The following is a 17,514-nucleotide window of genomic DNA, read 5'->3' as shown; positions in this document are numbered from 1 at the left end:
GCTTTTGTGTACAATTTTAACATGAAATGCTTGCATTATTTGTAGGATATGGTATAATACAGCTATAGAAAAACACGAAGAAAAGGCGCTGAGTGCGACAACACTCAAACGCCCACCGATTAAACAAGTTGGGCTTGTTAATCAGTTTAGAAATATTGTAACATCAAAAGAGCAATAAATCAAGACTGAAACAGGAAAAAAGTCCAAACGTTTCGGTCTTGATTGTCGTTCTCTTGATGATTTTTCATTTTCTCCCAAAAACAGACACATTCCTTTTTTTAAAAGCTCTTGACAAATCTATTTATCTATCTTATACTTAATACAATTAAATACAACTTTAATCATGTCCTGTGAGGCATAAAAGTAATCGTTAAAATGGATTAGTGCGCTAATCTACTATTTTGCTGTAAACTTTTGGCTCAGGATTTCCTGAGCTTTTTGATTTTTAAGGCTGTATTCAATTAATAAATGTAGTCTGTGAGCTACGATTAAGGAGAATGTGCATGTCTTTAGACAAAAATAATAAGCGAGCATTAGTTGCTGCAATTGTTGCATCAGGAACAGACGACTTAAATGTCATGTTCTTAGCTTTTTCGATGTCGTCTATCATTTCAGAATTGGGCGTTACAGGGGCCCAAGGTGGCTGGATTGCGACGATTACCAATCTAGGAATGTTGGTTGGTGGTTTGCTCTTTGGCATACTGGCTGACCGTTATCACAAGTTCAAAGTTTTTAAATGGACGATTGTTATTTTTTCATTAGCGACAGGGCTGATTTACTTTACGCAAAATATTTATTATCTCTATCTCATGCGTTTCATTGCTGGGATAGGTGTTGGCGGAGAGTATGGAGTTGCCATTGCGATCATGGCAGGAATTGTTCCTGTTGGAAAAATGGGACGCATTTCATCTCTAAACGGAATTGCAGGTCAAATCGGTTCCATTACTTCAGCGCTGTTAGCAGGTTGGCTGGCACCGGCACTTGGCTGGAAAGGCCTTTTCCTCTTTGGACTTGCGCCTATTGCCTTGGTTTTGTGGATGATATTAGCGATTGACGATGACCATATTCGAGATAATGGCAATGTGAAATCAACGGCAAAAGAACGCCAGCCTATTAAAATGAGCGAATTGTTTAAAACACCAGCTCTAACAGCTCAGACGGTAGCACTAATGGTCATGACGACGGTACAAATTGCTGGGTATTTTGGGATGATGAACTGGCTTCCAACCATTATCCAAACAAGCCTGCATATTTCTGTAAAAGATTCCTCACTTTGGATGGTCTCAACGATTTTGGGAATGTGTCTGGGAATGCTCACTTTCGGTCAAATCCTTGATAAATGGGGACCAAGATTTGTTTATTCAATCTTTCTTTTAGCTTCTTCTATGTGTGTTTACCTCTTCCAATTCGCCAATTCAATGCCAGCCATGATTGTCGGTGGTGCGATTGTCGGCTTCTTTGTAAACGGTATGCTTGCTGGTTATGGCGCGATGATTACGAGATTGTATCCGGCTCACATTCGCTCCACAGCTAATAATGTCATCTTAAATGTTGGCCGAGCAATTGGAGGATTTTCATCTGTGATTATTGGGAAAATTTTAGATATCTCGAGCGTTTCAATGGTCATGATTTTCCTAGCAAGCCTTTATTTGATTAGCTTTGCTGCCTTGTGGACGATTAAGAATTTAAAAGCAGAACGTTACTCACTGTTAGGAGAAGAATTAGTCGCAAAAGAAGCGTAGTATACCAAGTTTTAATGAAAGTCTGTTCATTTGAATGACAGGCTTTTTACATTTCATGATATAATGAAATCAGGCAAGTATAGGAGAAAATAGGATGAATTTTAAACAGCTGTCGTATTTTCAGGATATTGTTCGTACAGGGAGTTTTACAGAAACAGCAGAAGAAAATTTTATTTCGCAATCAGCCATGTCCCAACAGATGAAGTCGCTGGAAGAGGAGCTTGGTGTGACCCTTTTTGAACGAAAAAATCGCGGATTTCATTTAACGAGAGCTGGGAAATTTTTTTATCAAAAAAGTCAACGGTTGCTAGAAGATTATAATGGCTTGGTAGCTGATACACAAGTTTTGACAGGAACACAGCCAGTTTCCATGCGGATAGGTCTATTGTGGGGAATGACAGAAAGCGTACTGCCCCAGATTTTAGCTGAATTCAAAGAGCGTTTTCCAAGTGTTCAGTTGGAGATCATGGTAGGAAGTCATGAAGAGATTGGCACGGCACTGCGCCAGCAAAAGTTGGATATGACCATTAGCGACCAGCGAAAAGCATTTTCTGGCAATTATGCGAATATTTGCTTAACTTCTTTCCCGCTTTATATCAGAGTTGGACATACTCATCCTTTATCCCAATCAAAATCTGTTCAGATGAAAGACTTGCAGGTCTATCCAGCTTTGTTATTAGCTGTGAAAGGACAGGAAAAGATAGAATCTGATTATTATCGTGACAATCTTGGTTTTCAGTCGGAATTTAATTTTGCTTATTCTCCAGAAGAAGCAGCATTGCAACTCATGGTTTCTACTGCTTATTTTCCTTTTGAAAAAATGACTACTAAGGCAACTTCAAACCTTTATTGCGAATATTGCGAATTTCCTCTTTTGCAGAATCAGCAACCGATAGAGCGAGACTATTTTCTTTTTTATCATTTGGAGCATGCTCATCCTTACACAGAAGATTTTTTAGAAATTGCTAAACGTTATTTCAGATAAGTTTTTCTTATCTGATTTTTCTTGTAATTCAAATTGATTTGTCAAAAGCAAAGCCGTACAATAAGAAATGTAAAGAAGAAAGTGAGGAAATATCATGGATATTGATAATAAAGTCTCTTTTCCGGATTTGCTAGGCTTATCTGAAACGGATCCAGAATTTGTTGCACTTTTTAAGCAATTCGCTTTTCAGGAAGTGCCGAAAGACCTCCCCTTCTCATTAGATGAAAGAAGATATTACTTAGCCACTTTAGCTGTTTTAGTTGGCAGTCAAGGGCTTGAAGCCTATAAAGAGATTCTTCCCGTTGCTTTGGACAATGGGGTGAAAGCCGTGGAAGTCAAAGAATTGCTGTATCAAGCGGTTGCTTATCTAGGTCTTAGTCGGGTTTATGCCTTTTTCGCACCAACGAATACGATTTTTACCAATCAAGGAATGTCACTTCCTTTGGCTAGCCAAAAAAATCCGAAAAATCAAACTCGTTTAGAAGCTGGTGAAGAAGCTCAGATTGCAATTTTTGGCGACCAAATGAAAGGTTTTGCGACAAAGGGAGAGCCGGATGTACGCCATATCAACAAATGGTTAGTCGATAATTGTTTCGGTGATTACTATACTCGCTCTAGCCTTGATTATGCTGAGCGTGAATTATTGACATTCTGTTATCTTTATTCTCAAGGGGGCTGTGAACCGCAGTTGAAGGGACATATTGCAGCCAATCTTTGCTTGGGAAATGATAAAACGTTGTTAATTGCAGTCATCTCTGCCTGTATCCCTTATATTGGTTATCCGCGTACTATCAATGCACTTAGCTGTATCAACGAAGTTGCAAATGCACAACAGTAAATTTATCACAAAGGAAGTAGAAAAATGAAATATCAAACAAAAGAAGCCTTTGATAAGGCAAATCATTTCGGACTTGGTGCATCAAATGATGCTTATGCTCAATACTTTATCGGTCAATCGTATCTAAATGCCCTCGGTGCAACAAAAGATGGTGTAATCGCCCTTCATAATGTTACTTTTGAGCCTGGCTGTCGAAATAATTGGCATATTCACCATGCTAGCAAGGGTGGTGGACAAATTTTGATTTGTACGGCTGGTGAAGGTTGGTACCAAGAAGAAGGAAAAGAAGCCGTTAGTTTATCTGAAGGCTCTGTGGTCGTTATTCCAGCTAATGTAAAACATTGGCATGGCGCTAAGAAAGATTCTTGGTTCAGCCATATAGCGCTTGGTGTTCCTGGGGAAGATTTATCAAATGAATGGTGTGAAGCCGTCTCAGACGAGGAATATAATCAATTAAAAGATTAGAAAGTTACTATTAGCATGATAAAAGTTCTTATTTTAGGAGCCAATGGGCAAATTGCTCGTTTGGTGATTCCAAGATTATTACAGGAAACAGATGTACATTTGACGCTTTATTTGCGAAAAAGTGCTCGTTTATAGTCACTTGAAAGTGAGCGAGTGGATGTTCTTGAAGGGGATGTCAATGATTTGCAGCCTTGACAAAAGCTATGAAAGGTCAAGATATTGTTTACGCCAATCTTGATGGACAGTTTGAGCCTATGGCGGCAAATATTGTTAAAGCAATGGAAGAGAATCAAGTTCTTCGCTTAATTTATGTAACAGGACTTAGTTTGTATCATGAAGTGCCAAGAGAGTTTGGTCGTTGGGTGGAAGAAAGTATCGGTTCAGACATTATGGATGATACTCGTCGCGCAGCGAAAATTATTTAAGATTCTACTGTTAATTATACGATTTTACGCGCTGCTTATATAACAAACAACCCTGACATTGACTATGAATTAACAGAAAAAGGAGAGCCTTATAAGGGAACAATCATTTCAAGAGCAAGTATTGCAGATTTGATTGTTCGTACCATAAAAGAACCGTCTTTACATAACTACGCAAGTCTAGATATTTAAAAGTCAGGAACAGACGGCGACAGAGCTATGTATTAAAGAAAACAGCACAAACCTATGGTAAGAAAGTTTGTGCTGTTTTTAATTGCGTGATTTTATTTCATTTTAAATGATAGGATAACAGTTTCTCACTACACATAAAAAAATGAGAATGCTAGAAAAAACTCCCACCGCAGTACAATAAAAGGATTCAAGCCTATTGTAAAGCGACAGGAGAAAATATAGCATAAAAATTTCATTGTTTATCACATATAAGAGTGGAACAGATGGTTATGATTTACTTATCAAATTGAACTTCTTCTAACAGGTACTCAATGAATTTATCCCCCATTTTAGACAAACTAGCTTTTTCGTGTTTGATATAAACCAGCTCAATAGAGTCATCAATATCTAGCGGAATGGAAACAATATTGTCACCGTTGAGATTGCTGTTGAGAATACCAGTTGCGATAGTGTAGCCGTCAAGACCAATCAAAAGATTGAAAAGGGTTGCTCGGTCACTGACGACGATCGATTTTTTATGGTGTTCTTGGGATAGGATTTCTTCTGAAAAGTAAAAGGAATTGTGGGTGCCTTGGTCATAGCTCAGATAAGGAAAATCTTCTAGATCAGCTAATTGCACCAGTTTTTTCTTTGCTAGAGGATTGCTCTTGCTGACAAAGATATGGGGCTGTGCGGTAAAGAGATGAGTGGCAATCAAGTGATTGTCATCTAGCATTTTGGAGAGGACATCGCGGTTGTAGCTGTTGAGAAATAGAACACCAATTTCACTACGGAAATTTTTGACGTCATCAATGATTTCCCAAGTTCGGGTTTCCCGCAGGAAGAGCTCGTACTTTTCCATGTCACTCTTTTTGAGCAGAGATACGAAAGCATTGACCACAAAGGCGTAGTGTTGTGAGGAAACGCTGAAAAGTTCTCGGTTAGCAACGGGATTTTTATAACGTTCTTCCAGCAGCTGGGTTTGCTCTACTACCTGACGAGCATAGGAAAGAAATTCCATGCCGTCCTTAGTCAAGGTAATGCCCTTGGGATTGCGGATGAAAATCTCAATACCCATTTCATTTTCCAAATCACGCACAGCATTAGACAGACTTGGCTGGGTGATGAATAATTGTTTGGCAGCTTCGTTCATACTGCCCGTTTCGACGATTTTGATAATATAATGTAATTGCTGAATTCTCATAAGCCTATTTTATCACATTAGCATTGACAAAACACTTGTTAAGTTGTAAAATATGTTAAATTTAACCTTTAAGAAAGTCCAGCGAGGCTTCCAAGGTTTCAGGTGAAGGAAGAGTGGGAACAAGTCTGCTCTCTATTTTCGTGAGACCTTGCGTGTGTATGCGAGGTCTTTTTTGGTAAAGAAATGAGGTAGAAATGGTAAGTAGTTCGTGTAAGAAAAGATTTGGAAAAATCATGTTGGAGAAGATGAACATTGTGCATCAAGAGGAAATTGCTCCGCGAATTTTTGCTATGGATTTACAAGGGGAAATGGTTAGCCAGATGAAGGCTGGGCAGTTTCTACATATTCGAGTCCCAGATGATACAAAGCTTCTACGGCGACCTATTTCAATTTCAGAGATTGATAAAGAGAGAAAAATTTGTCGGATTATTTACAGGATAGAAGGGGCAGGCACAGAAATTTTTTCTAAATTGCAGAAGGATTTTCAGTTGGATGTCATGGGTCCTCAAGGAAATGGGTTTGATTTATCTGGTTTGGACATTGAAGATACAGCCTTAATCATAGGAGGCGGTATTGGTGTTCCGCCTTTACTACAAGTAACAAAAGAATTACATAGTAAAGGGGTCAAGGTCACTTCGGTTCTTGGATTTGCAACAAAAGCCGCCGTTATTTTGGAAGAAGAGATGAAAAAATACGGTCGTGTCATCGTAACAACAGATGACGGTTCTTATGGTCGCAAAGGCTATGTTTCCTCTGTTGTGAATGAGTTGCCAGAAAGTTTTACAGCGGTTTATGCTTGCGGTGCCCCTGGTATGCTCAAATATGTTGATGAAACATTTCGTAGTCATCCGCGAGCTTACATTTCTATGGAGTCACGAATGGCTTGTGGAATGGGGGCTTGCTATGCTTGCGTACTTCATGTGGCTGGTGAGGATCAATCAGTCAATAAGCGTGTCTGTGAAGATGGTCCAGTTTTTGAGACTGGTACAGTTTTGGTGTAGGAGGTGAACATGTCGAAAAATCGTTTAGCAGTTTCTCTTCCGGGTTTGGAATTAAAAAATCCAATTATTCCAGCTTCGGGCTGTTTTGGTTTTGGTCAGGAATATGCCAAATATTATGACCTAGATGTGCTTGGCTCAATCATGATTAAAGCAAGCACGCAGAATCCTCGTTTTGGCAATCCGACACCGCGCGTGGCGGAAACACCAGCTGGTATGCTCAATGCTATTGGTTTGCAAAATCCTGGTGTAGATGTGGTGTTAGCAGAAAAGCTTCCTTGGTTGGCTCAACATTATCCTAATCTGCCGATTATTGCTAATGTTGCTGGATTTTCTAATGAAGAATATGCTTTTGTTGCGGGAAAAATTTCTCAAGCACCAAACGTTAAAGCAATCGAACTCAATATTTCTTGCCCTAATGTGGATCATGGCAATGGAGGATTATTGATTGGGCAAGTGCCGGATTTGGCATACGAGGCTGCGAAGGCAGCAGTAGATGTATCGGAAGTGCCGGTCTATGTGAAATTGACACCTAGTGTAGCAGATATTACGCAGATAGCTATGGCAGTTGAAGCTGCAGGAGCAACAGGATTTACTATGATTAACACCTTGGTTGGTATGCGATTTGATTTAAAAAGCAGAAAACCCATTATTGCAAATGGAACGGGTGGGATGTCAGGACCAGCTGTTTTTCCAGTCGCCTTGAAGTTAATTCGTCAGGTAGCCCAATCCAGCAGTTTGCCAATCATTGGTATGGGTGGAGTAGATTCAGCAGAAGCAGCCATTGAAATGTTTATTGCGGGAGCATCAGCTATTGGTGTTGGCACGGCAAATTTCACTGACCCTTATGCTTGTCCTAATATCATTGAGAACCTACCTAAAGTTATGGATAAGTATGGCATTGAAAGTTTGGAAAGTCTGCGAGCAGAAGTTAGAGAAAATTTTCTTGCTTAATTGATGTTTTACTTGACAAGAGATAAAGTAAATTATAAAATAATTGAAATAAAACCTTTAAAGAAGTCCAGAGAGGCTACTAAGGAAGATACGGTTAAAATGGCAGTTTCTGCCAATTTTCGTGTAACCTTGCCTCGGGCAAGGTTTTTCTATAGCTCGTAATAAGGCAAATTTAGAGCTATTGATGATTAGCTAGTGCTACTAAGCAACTTCACCGTTTGATGTAGTATAGTCAGTATTGAAAGGTGGCAGAGCTAGAGATTCTGTCAAAAGGTTAAAAATGGCGAAAAGCCTATAAAAAGGAGAAGAATCCATGCGTGAAGAACGTCCTATTATTGCCCTTGATTTTCCGTCATTTGATGATGTCAAGGAGTTTTTAGAGCATTTTCCAGAAGACGAAAAGTTATATGTCAAAATCGGTATGGAATTTTTCTATGCCATTGGTCCGGAAATTGTGCATTATCTGAAAGGTTTGGGACACAGCATTTTCCTAGATTTGAAATTGCACGACATTCCAAATACAGTACGCTCTGCCATGTCAGTTTTGAGAACCTTTGGGATTGATATGGTGACGGTTCATGCGGCAGGTGGCGTGGAAATGATGCGAGAAGCCAAGAAGGTTTTAGGTGATCAGGCAAAGCTCGTAGCAGTGACCCAGCTAACTTCTACCAGTGAGGAAGATATGAGGGATTGCCAAAATATCCAAACAACTGTTTCAGAATCTGTAGTCAACTATGCCTGCAAAGCTAAGGAAGCTGGACTGGACGGAGTTGTTTGTTCGGCTCAGGAGGTTAAGCTGATTAAATCCGCAACATCAGAAGATTTTCTGTGCGTCACTCCAGGTATTCGACCAGCTGGTTCTGAAATCGGAGATCAAAAACGGGTTATGACGCCGCAAGAAGCTCATCAAATTGGTAGTGATTACATTGTGGTTGGGCGTCCAATCACACGAGCAACTGATCCAGTAGCTGCTTACCGAGCTATAAAGGCGGAATGGGTGAATGGTTAGAAAAATCTATCGAGCAATCATTGATAGACCAATAGGTTACAAAGACAACTTTGGCAATTGTTATCCTATCAACTATGGTTATATTCCGGATTTATTTGCTGGAGACGGCGAAGAACAAGATGTTTATATCATTTCGGAAAAAATACGAGAACCTTTGGAATCTTTTGAAGGAGAATTGATTGCTGTTATTCACCGACAAAATGATGTGGAGGATAAGTGGGTACTGACCTCTACAAATGAGAATATTACCATAGAAGATATTAAAGAAAAGACATATTTTTTGGAACAATATTTTGCTTCCACTATTGAATTATTGTAAAGGAGAAATCATGACTTTAGCAAAAGATATTGCCCGTGACTTACTGAAAATTGAGGCTGTTTACTTGAAACCGGAAGAGCCTTTCACTTGGGCGAGCGGTATCAAGTCTCCAATTTATACAGACAATCGTGTGACCTTAGCCTATCCAGAAACGCGGACGTTGATTGAAAATGGCTTTGTAGAGAAAATCAAGGCTGAATTTCCAGAAGTAGAAGTGATTGCTGGAACAGCGACAGCGGGTATTCCTCATGGTGCTATTATTGCAGACAAGATGAATCTGCCCTTTGCCTATATTCGTAGCAAACCAAAAGATCATGGGGCTGGAAATCAGATTGAAGGTCGGGTAAAATCAGGTCAAAAAATGGTCGTGGTTGAGGATTTGATTTCAACTGGTGGTTCTGTTTTGGATGCTGTTGTAGCAGCGAAGCGGGAAGGTGCAGATGTCATTGGAGTAGTGGCTATTTTCACTTATGAATTACCTAGAGCAGAAAAGAATTTTTCAGATGCAGGTGTGAAATTAGTAACCTTATCTAACTACACTGAATTGATCAATCTGGCAGAACAAGAAGGCTATGTTTCAGCAGAAGGTTTGGCTCTACTTGAGAAATTTAAGCATGATCAAGAAAATTGGCAGGGATAAGAAAGATGAATCTAATAGAACTAAGTAGGAAGTATCCTCAGGCAGAAGTTTGGGCACATCCAGATGAATTTCCAGACTTATATGATTTGACATTGAGAGGAATTAAGCAAGCGACAAGTTCTTGGTTTGAAGAGTATGAAAAAGACAAGGTATCGTTACCTAAAGTTGGAGAAGTCTCCATCATGCTAGATAGAATGGAGAATCCTAGTCGAGCCTTGGTTATGGTGACAAAAAAAGTTCTTGTTCGTCCCTTTCATCAAGTGACAGCAGAAGAAGCTTTTTTAGAAGGGGAAGGCAATCGTAGTTTAAGAGATTGGCAGACTATTTTTGGTGATTATTGGCGTAAAACCTTGCCAGAAGAAGGATTAGAATTTTCAGAGTCTGGTTTGGTTGTTACAGAAATTTTTACTGTTTTAGAAGATTATCTTTTAGACAATGAAGAAAACGGACGTAGCAAGTAATTAGACGTTAAGCAGCAATCTGACGATTGTTGTTTTTAAAATAGCGGAATAAATTAGATTTTGATATAATGGGCCTATGCTAAAAATGTACTCTTTTTTCTTTGGAATCTTGCAAAAAATCATGTTACTTGTGTGCTTGCATTGGTTTTTTACTGCGATTATTCATCTAGGGACAATTTCTAGTCTGGCTTTGATTGGAGTGACAATACTAGCGTTTCTGGCTTATCGTTATCTAGAAAATTTTAAAAAATGCTACCACTACCTGATGAAGCACAAAGTTGCTATTATGATAGCGGTGATTATATTTCAGTTAGCAATGCTTTTGTCTGCTCAATTGTTGATTCGGCGAGATGCAGCAGTTGTTTTTAACGGCGCTTTTAAGTACTTAAAAGAATCTTCTATTTCCAGCTATTTGACACGCAATCCGAATAATCTGTTTCTCTTTTTGTATGAGCGCTTTTTTTATAATATCTTTGGAAGCTCAGCTTTATGGATTTTGCAGGGATTAAATATATTTTATGCCGATATAACGGCACTCATTTTGTACAAGGGAATGAAAAAATATGTGAGTGAGTCTGCTGCTGATGTGACATTTAGTTTGTATGTGTTGCTAGTTGGCTTTTCACCTTATTTTTATTCGATGTACACGGATATATGGCCTCTTCCGCTCATTGCTTTACAAATATTCTTACTTTTTGATTTACTTGGGCTTCGATGGCAGGATAAGAGGGTACTCTTCATAAAGACAATCAGATTAGGTTTGATAAGTGGGCTTGCAGTGCTGATACGACCAACTGTGTTGATTGTTATTATGGCAGGTTTTATTTTGCTGTTGTTCAAAAAGGAATGGAAGAAATTTATCCTAATCTTTTTCACCTTTCTCCTATCGTTTGGCGTAACTTCTATCGGCGGAAACTATCTGAAAGCGACGCAAACAGAAGTGACATTGATACAAGAGAAAGGATTGTCTAAAAGTCCTCTGCTCTTTATTGACTTAGGGTTGACTTTTATTGGACACGATCAAGAAGACATGAAAGAGGGTTTGCTTCAATACATTGATGTGGATCAGAGAGAACAGTATAATAATGGAATGTTTAAGCAAGAAAATGTAAAAAAAGAAATCAAACGACGTTTAAAAGAGTATTCATTTTTTGGATTTCTCAATCATCTTTACTATAAGCATTCATTAACTGTTTCAGAAGGAACTCTAGGCTGGTTGTATCGAGATGTGGAATGTGAAAAAACGCCTTATATCTCCCCTCTTTATCCTTATACAAAAAAGAATCTTGTGGCACAGTTTATCAGAACTTATTTTTTGAGTGTGGATAAGAGTGAGTATCGGTATTATGAGATTGTGAAGCAAGTTGTTTGGATTGTGATGAGTCTGGGGCTTGTTTTTGCCTTGTGGAAATATCGTGCAAATGATAAATTGAATTGTATCAGTCTTGCAGTCTTTGGTGGTTTGTTGTTTTTGCTCATTTTTGAAGGTGGAAAGACGCGGTATTTAATACAATTTTTACCGCAAATCATCATATTATCTGCATTAGGATTGACTAAATATTTACCGGATTGGTTAAAAAGTAAGAAAGGAGAAAAAATAAAATGAGAAAATCGTTTTACACTTGGTTGATGACGGAGCGTAATCCCAAAAGCAAAGCACCTAAGGCAATACTCGCCGATTTAGTTTTTCATGAACCGGCTTTTCCTAAGCACACAGATAATTTTGATGAGGTTAGCCGCTATTTAGAAGAACATGCTGATTTTTCCTTTAATCTTAGTGATTTTGATGCGATCTGGGAAGAATATCAAGCACATTAGTTCGGGAAAAAGATAGAATTTTCCGAGTTACTTTGCTATAATAAAGTAAATAATGTGAAGAAAGAGGTTCTTTATTTGCAAGAACATTCAGTAGAAATTACCTTACAGCATCCGGATGATGCTTTTCATCTTTTTGGTTCCAATGAACGTCACTTGCGTTTAATGGAACAGGAGTTGCAGGTAACCATTCATGCAAGGACGGAGATTGTCCAGATTATCGGTAGCGAAGCAGCTTGTGAGGAGACTCGCCAGGTGCTTCAAGCTCTGCTAGTTTTGGTGAATCGCGGGATGACGATTGGGACACCAGATGTAGTGACGGCTATTACCATGGTCAAAAATAATGAAATTGATAAGTTTGTGGCTCTGTATGAGGAAGAAATTATCAAAGATTCTTATGGCAAGCCCATTCGTGTCAAGACCCTAGGGCAGAAAGTGTATGTCGATAGCATTAAGAATCATGATGTTGTCTTTGGGATTGGACCAGCAGGAACAGGTAAGACTTTTCTTGCCGTAACTTTGGCTGTGACAGCGCTGAAGCGAGGGCAGGTCAAACGGATTATATTGACTCGTCCGGCGGTTGAAGCTGGTGAGAGTCTAGGATTTTTACCAGGGGATCTAAAAGAAAAAGTAGACCCTTATCTACGACCAGTTTACGATGCATTGTATCAGATTTTAGGCAAGGATCAAACAACGCGCCTTATGGAGCGAGAAATCATAGAGATAGCCCCCTTGGCTTACATGCGTGGACGAACATTAGATGACGCTTTTGTCATCTTAGATGAAGCGCAAAATACGACTATTATGCAGATGAAGATGTTTTTGACACGACTTGGTTTTAATTCAAAGATGATTGTCAATGGGGATATTAGCCAGATTGATTTGCCGAAGAATAGTAAATCAGGTCTCATTGATGCAACAGAGAAATTGAAAAATATCAAGCAAATTGATTTTGTTTACCTGTCAGCCAAGGACGTTGTGCGTCATCCTGTGGTTGCAGAGATTATCCAAGCCTATGAACATTCTACTGAAGTGGTGCATCATCATTTTTCTAAAGAAGAAAATTCAAGTTTGACCAATTCCAAAATCGTCGGCGAGCCAGCCAAGGAGTCAGAAGATGATGAAGGAAAAGCTCTTGACTAATCTGGACAAGTTGCACACGACTGATTTTGAGGAAGTACGCTTGCAAAAGAATCTGCTACGTGACTGATGACTATCAATGCATCTTCCTATGTCATAATCACAGGACACAGAAAGTAAGAATTAAAAAATGATTGACCAACTATCTAAGTATTACAGTTGTAGAATACTAACTGAAAAGGATATCCCAAGTATTTTATCTTTATATGAAAGCAATCCTCTATATTTTCAGTATTGTCCACCAAAGCCAAATTTGGCAAGTGTAAAAGAGGACATACTTCGTCTACCTGAAGGTAAAGCTAAGGCTGATAAGTTTTATGTTGGATTTTGGAATGGCTCTGACCTTGTGGCTGTTATGGATTTTGTCTATGCATATCCTGATGAGGAGACTGTTTTTATTGGTTTGTTTATGGTTGATCAAGCCTATCAGAGGAAAGGGATTGGCAGTCAGATTGTGACAGAAGCACTAGCTTATTTTACTAAGAACTTTCGAAAAGCACGTTTGGCTTATGTTAAGGGAAATCCTCAATCTCGGCATTTTTGGGAAAAGCAGGGCTTTAAACCAATTGGATGCAAGGTTAAGCAAGAACTCTATACGGTTGTTATCGTTGAACAGAGCTTAGGAGATTAGAAATGGCATCAAGTAAGAACTATTTGGAATTTGTTTTGGAGCAATTATCAGAATTAGATGATGTGACTTACCGTTCCATGATGGGAGAGTATATTCTTTACTTCCGTGGCAAGATTATTGGCGGCATTTATGATAATCGCTTTTTAGTTAAACCCGTGCAAGCAGTCTTAGATAAGATTGACCAACCTTCTTTTGAGTTTCCATACGAAGGTGCCAAAGAAATGATTTTAGTGGAAGACCTTGAAAATCAGGTGTTTCTAGAAGATTTAATTTTAGCCATGTATGATCAATTGCCGCTACCTAAACCTAAAAAGAAAAAATAAATGGAATGAAGCAAAGAGGTGGATTTGAAAGCTCTTTTCTTATAGTTATACGACTTAAAATGATAAGTAAAAAAGAGTCTGGGACAATAGCGTCTCAGACTCAAATTATTTTTATAATAAATGAGCAGTGTAGTAGGTGATTGTTCAAAAAAACTGCTTAAAAGGTGGTGTATAGGACCTGCGAAGCAAGTTGGCATATCCTTTTATTTTCAAAACTTATACTAAATCAGCGATATCAGTGTAGTCGCGATTGAGCCCTTCTGCAACTGGTCGGTTAGTAATATATCCTTTATAAGTAGTCACTCCTTGTTGTAGCCCCAAATCATCTGCTATAGCTTGTTCAAAACCTTTGTCAGCCAAAGCTTCAATGTAAGGAAGTGTTACATTTGTCAGGGCAAGAGTTGATGTACGGGCAACAGCACCTGGGATGTTGGCAACGGCATAGTGAAGCACTCCGTGTTTTTCATAAACAGGCTCATCATGAGTAGTTACACGGTCAGCAGTCTCAACGACCCCACCTTGGTCAACTGCTACGTCAACGATGACAGAACCTGGACGCATTTGGCTGACCATATCATCCGTAACGAGTTTAGGTGCTTTGGCACCAGGGATTAGCACGGCTCCAATCACTACATCAGCATCTTTGACGCTTTCAGCAATATTGAAAGAATTAGACATAAGGCTCTGGATTTGGTGGCCAAAAAGGTTTTCGAGTTCAGATAGGCGTTTAGCGCTGATATCAAGAATAGTGACCTGCGCTCCCAGTCCTAAAGCGATGCGAGCTGCGTGTGTCCCAACAACTCCACCTCCGATGATAGTGACTTTTCCTTTAGGAACACCAGGAACCCCGCCTAGTAGCACGCCAGAACCGCCTTCTTGTTTGGTTAAAAAGTGAGCTCCAATCTGCACAGCCATTCTCCCTGCGACCTCACTCATAGGAACGAGCAGAGGGAGTTTTCCTTCTTGGTCACGAACGGTTTCGTAAGCAATCCCTGTTGTTTTGCCCACAATCATCGCATTGGCTAATTCAGGTGCAGCAGCCATGTGTAGATACGTGAAAAGCAAGAGGTCATCACGTAAGAAGCCGTATTCAGCAGCTAAGGGCTCTTTGACTTTGACAACTAGATTAGCTGTCCAAGCTTCGGCTGCAGTTGTGACAATTGTCGCTCCCTGTGCTTTGTAGTCAGCGTCTGTAAATCCAGAACCAAGACCAGCTTTGGTTTCAACCAAAACCTGATGACCTTTTTGGACGAGACTGTGAACGCCAGCTGGTGTTAAAGCAACACGATTCTCATTGTTTTTAATTTCTTTTGGAATACCGATTAACATAGATTTACTCCTTTTTTGAGATGTTTTTATTGTATATGAAAACGTTTTAAAAATCAAGGCAAAATTAGAAACATTGATTTCAGTGAATATTTATGTTATGCTATGAGGCAACATAGGAGGTTCGTGTAAAATGGAAAGTATTTATCTAAAGCTAGCTGAAAACCGAGTTGTAGAAACAAAGCGCTTACTTTTGAGACCCGTGACATTGGATGATGCGGAGGACATGTTTGAATATTCCTCTGATGAAGAAAATACTCGCTACACTTTTTTACCTAATAAAGATTTGGAAGAAACTAAAAATATTATTGCTCGTTTATTTATTAGTCGACCGCTCGGAAATTGGGGAATTGAGTTAAAAGAAAATGGAAAACTGATTGGCAGCATTGACCTACACAAGCTAGATCCGGTCCTCAAAAAGGCGGCTATCGGCTATGTGATTCATAAGAATTACTGGAATCAGGGCTTGGCAACGGAAGCTTTGAAAGAAATAATCCAGCTGGCTTTTGAAAGTTTGAATATGAATATGTTGGTGGCTCTCCATGATGTGGAAAATCCAGCTTCAGGACGGGTTATGGAAAAAGCTGGTATGAACTTTTCTCACATAGATCCGTATGCTGCCTTGGATTTACATAAAGAAGGTCGAATTTCTCAGAGAGCTTATTATCGTTTGACAAAGGAAGATTATTTTAAAAAATATTGATGTGAACGTGATATTTATAGGAAATTTTAATGGTGATTAGGTTCTTTTTGGGACGTTCTAACACAAAGTTCTTTCTCTTATGATGAAAACATTTTTCAAATCTATTGACAAGAATCTGTCTACGTGATATAGTAGATAGGTACTGCTGATTTAGCTCAGTTGGCAGAGCGCATCCATGGTAAGGATGAGGTCGCCGGTTCGATCCCGGCAATTAGCATGAAGAACAGGAAAAAGCCCAATTTTAATGGGCTTTTTTGCATTATAAAAGCAGAAATCAATATTGTTATTGTTTTCACATTCTAATAGAATAATTAAGAAACATCAATGATTTCTTTGTTGAAAGAGTATTTTAAAGCTAATCATATCAACGCTTTTAATTTGTATCTTAATCCTATGATGTTGCAGCAATACAATCAATACTGGATGCACATTGGTGACGATATTAAGACATCAAATTCATCAGCTATTATAGGTGATGGTATTCTCTTAGGTCAAAGCGTTGGCACAGACCTAGTCGGTTTGGACTTCTATCAAATAATGCCGGCAAATAATGCTGGTATCTGACCCGATTACAGGCGCCTCCGGCTAACTTCATCATGGTCAATACTTAAGGAAAACGTTTTGTAGATGAGTACGGTAGTCGAGATAAATTGGACCAAGCAGCGATTGACAATGGCGGTCTTTTCTATCTGATTGCAGACGAAAATATCAAAGAAACGGCTTATAATACCAGTCAAGAAAAGATTGATGCGCAGGTAGCACATGGAATGATTTACCGATCAGATAGTTTGGAAGAGTTGGCTTAACAGCGACAAATGGAGCTACAGGTCTTTATCAAGACGATCACAGCTTATAATATTTATGTTGATGCGGGCTATGATCCTGAATTTGAAAAGGAAGCTTTCGATCTCAAGGTTGAAAAAGCACCGTATTATGCCACTCTTCGAAAACCAGCCGTTCACCACACTATGGGTGGGCTTAAGATTGATACGGAAACACATGTTATCAATAAACAAGGACAAGTTATCCAAGGTCTCTATGCAGCTTGAAAGTAGCTGGCGGATTGCATGCCGGAAACCGTTTAGTTGGCAATTCTCTTACTGATATTTTCACTTTTGGACGTATCGCAGCCGAAACAGCTATTGCAGAGAATTGTTAAACTTGATTTTAAGGCAGAAAATTCATTCAGTTTTGGGAGGGTTCTTTTGCAAATATTCTTGACAAGCATTTCTTTTAATGTTAAAGTATTAACTAATAAGAACAGAAAGGAGAACGGTAATATGAACAATGTAAAACAAAATAACACTCAGGTATATCGTATGACAGAACTCCTTTCTAGCAAACCATTGTAGTTTATTTTTGATGAAA

General features: G+C 39.0%; 18 protein-coding genes, 1 tRNA gene and 2 pseudogenes. 19 read left to right on the top strand and 2 right to left on the bottom strand.

All coding sequences use genetic code 11. From position 1 onward, the window contains the following. Positions 1–503: 503 nt before the first annotated feature. From HMPREF2887_RS09185 to HMPREF2887_RS09165, 5 genes and pseudogenes are all read left to right on the top strand, one after another. Positions 504–1,742 (top strand): MFS transporter, encoded by a 1,239-nt coding sequence (locus HMPREF2887_RS09185; protein WP_084741097.1) that lies wholly within the window; start codon positions 504–506, stop codon positions 1,740–1,742. Positions 1,743–1,836: 94 nt separating this feature from the next. Continuing rightward, the gene (locus HMPREF2887_RS09180; RefSeq protein ID WP_084741094.1) at positions 1,837–2,727 is read left to right on the top strand and encodes a LysR family transcriptional regulator; all 891 of its coding nucleotides are present in this window, start codon (positions 1,837–1,839) and stop codon (positions 2,725–2,727) included. Positions 2,728–2,821: 94 nt separating this feature from the next. Continuing rightward, entirely contained in the window at positions 2,822–3,565 is a 744-nt protein-coding gene (locus tag HMPREF2887_RS09175; RefSeq protein ID WP_003024831.1) for a carboxymuconolactone decarboxylase family protein, read from the top strand. Positions 3,566–3,589: 24 nt separating this feature from the next. Next, positions 3,590–4,030 carry a cupin domain-containing protein gene (locus HMPREF2887_RS09170; RefSeq protein ID WP_021001611.1) on the top strand — a complete coding sequence of 147 codons (441 nt, stop codon included), beginning with the start codon at positions 3,590–3,592 and terminating at the stop codon, positions 4,028–4,030. A gap of 203 nt (positions 4,031–4,233) precedes the next feature. Further along, positions 4,234–4,644, top strand: a pseudogene (locus HMPREF2887_RS09165) (NAD(P)H-binding protein). Between the two features lie 274 nt (positions 4,645–4,918). On the opposite strand, the gene HMPREF2887_RS09160 reads toward HMPREF2887_RS09165, so the two are convergent. Beyond that, the gene (locus HMPREF2887_RS09160) at positions 4,919–5,827 is read right to left on the bottom strand and encodes a LysR family transcriptional regulator (RefSeq protein ID WP_021001612.1); all 909 of its coding nucleotides are present in this window, start codon (positions 5,825–5,827) and stop codon (positions 4,919–4,921) included. 194 nt (positions 5,828–6,021) lie between these two features. Here HMPREF2887_RS09160 and HMPREF2887_RS09155 point away from each other — a divergent pair, with 194 nt between their 5' ends. The 11 genes from HMPREF2887_RS09155 to HMPREF2887_RS09105 all read left to right on the top strand — a co-directional run bounded on the left by HMPREF2887_RS09155 (position 6,022) and on the right by HMPREF2887_RS09105 (position 14,117). Further along, positions 6,022–6,828 carry a dihydroorotate dehydrogenase electron transfer subunit gene (locus HMPREF2887_RS09155; RefSeq protein WP_021001613.1) on the top strand — a complete coding sequence of 269 codons (807 nt, stop codon included), beginning with the start codon at positions 6,022–6,024 and terminating at the stop codon, positions 6,826–6,828. A 9-nt stretch (positions 6,829–6,837) separates the two neighbouring features. Further along, entirely contained in the window at positions 6,838–7,779 is a 942-nt protein-coding gene (locus HMPREF2887_RS09150; protein ID WP_021001614.1) for a dihydroorotate dehydrogenase, read from the top strand. Positions 7,780–8,092: 313 nt separating this feature from the next. Continuing rightward, positions 8,093–8,788 carry an orotidine-5'-phosphate decarboxylase gene (pyrF, locus tag HMPREF2887_RS09145; protein ID WP_021001617.1) on the top strand — a complete coding sequence of 232 codons (696 nt, stop codon included), beginning with the start codon at positions 8,093–8,095 and terminating at the stop codon, positions 8,786–8,788. After that, positions 8,781–9,107 (top strand): inorganic diphosphatase, encoded by a 327-nt coding sequence (locus HMPREF2887_RS09140; RefSeq protein WP_003024813.1) that lies wholly within the window; start codon positions 8,781–8,783, stop codon positions 9,105–9,107. The genes pyrF and HMPREF2887_RS09140 overlap by 8 nt, the downstream gene beginning before the upstream one ends. Positions 9,108–9,117: 10 nt before the next feature. After that, a complete protein-coding gene (gene pyrE, locus HMPREF2887_RS09135; protein WP_003024810.1) occupies positions 9,118–9,747 on the top strand; it encodes an orotate phosphoribosyltransferase in 630 nt (209 codons plus the stop codon). A gap of 5 nt (positions 9,748–9,752) precedes the next feature. Next, positions 9,753–10,208, top strand: a complete 456-nt coding sequence (locus HMPREF2887_RS09130) for an ASCH domain-containing protein (RefSeq protein ID WP_003024806.1) — start codon at positions 9,753–9,755, stop codon at positions 10,206–10,208. 76 nt (positions 10,209–10,284) lie between these two features. Further along, positions 10,285–11,814, top strand: coding sequence for a glycosyltransferase family protein (locus HMPREF2887_RS09125; protein ID WP_021001618.1), 1,530 nt, complete (start codon positions 10,285–10,287; stop codon positions 11,812–11,814). Beyond that, complete coding sequence (locus HMPREF2887_RS09120; protein WP_021001619.1) at positions 11,811–12,026, top strand: YozE family protein; 216 nt, start codon at positions 11,811–11,813, stop codon at positions 12,024–12,026. The genes HMPREF2887_RS09125 and HMPREF2887_RS09120 overlap by 4 nt, the downstream gene beginning before the upstream one ends. 75 nt (positions 12,027–12,101) lie before the next feature. Further along, on the top strand, positions 12,102–13,166 hold the full coding sequence (locus HMPREF2887_RS09115; protein WP_021001620.1) for a PhoH family protein: 1,065 nt from the start codon (positions 12,102–12,104) through the stop codon (positions 13,164–13,166). A 127-nt stretch (positions 13,167–13,293) separates the two neighbouring features. Beyond that, positions 13,294–13,794: a GNAT family N-acetyltransferase gene (locus HMPREF2887_RS09110; protein WP_021001621.1), complete on the top strand. Its 501-nt coding sequence runs from the start codon at positions 13,294–13,296 to the stop codon at positions 13,792–13,794. A gap of 2 nt (positions 13,795–13,796) precedes the next feature. After that, the gene (locus tag HMPREF2887_RS09105) at positions 13,797–14,117 is read left to right on the top strand and encodes a TfoX/Sxy family protein (RefSeq protein ID WP_003024793.1); all 321 of its coding nucleotides are present in this window, start codon (positions 13,797–13,799) and stop codon (positions 14,115–14,117) included. A 216-nt stretch (positions 14,118–14,333) separates the two neighbouring features. On the opposite strand, the gene ald is transcribed toward HMPREF2887_RS09105, so the two are convergent. Next, positions 14,334–15,446, bottom strand: coding sequence for an alanine dehydrogenase (gene ald, locus HMPREF2887_RS09100; protein ID WP_021001622.1), 1,113 nt, complete (start codon positions 15,444–15,446; stop codon positions 14,334–14,336). A 130-nt stretch (positions 15,447–15,576) separates the two neighbouring features. Here ald and HMPREF2887_RS09095 point away from each other — a divergent pair, with 130 nt between their 5' ends. The 3 genes and pseudogenes from HMPREF2887_RS09095 to HMPREF2887_RS09080 all read left to right on the top strand — a co-directional run. Continuing rightward, positions 15,577–16,146 (top strand): GNAT family N-acetyltransferase, encoded by a 570-nt coding sequence (locus HMPREF2887_RS09095; RefSeq protein WP_021001623.1) that lies wholly within the window; start codon positions 15,577–15,579, stop codon positions 16,144–16,146. Positions 16,147–16,290: 144 nt separating this feature from the next. After that, a tRNA-Thr gene (locus HMPREF2887_RS09090) sits at positions 16,291–16,363 on the top strand. A gap of 170 nt (positions 16,364–16,533) precedes the next feature. Continuing rightward, positions 16,534–17,305, top strand: a pseudogene (locus HMPREF2887_RS09080) (FAD-binding protein); the annotation flags it as partial. Positions 17,306–17,514 lie beyond the last annotated feature (209 nt).

This window comes from Streptococcus sp. HMSC071H03 (assembly GCF_001813035.1).
GTDB lineage: Bacteria > Bacillota > Bacilli > Lactobacillales > Streptococcaceae > Streptococcus > Streptococcus anginosus.
This window is presented reverse-complemented; position numbering and strand designations above follow the sequence as displayed.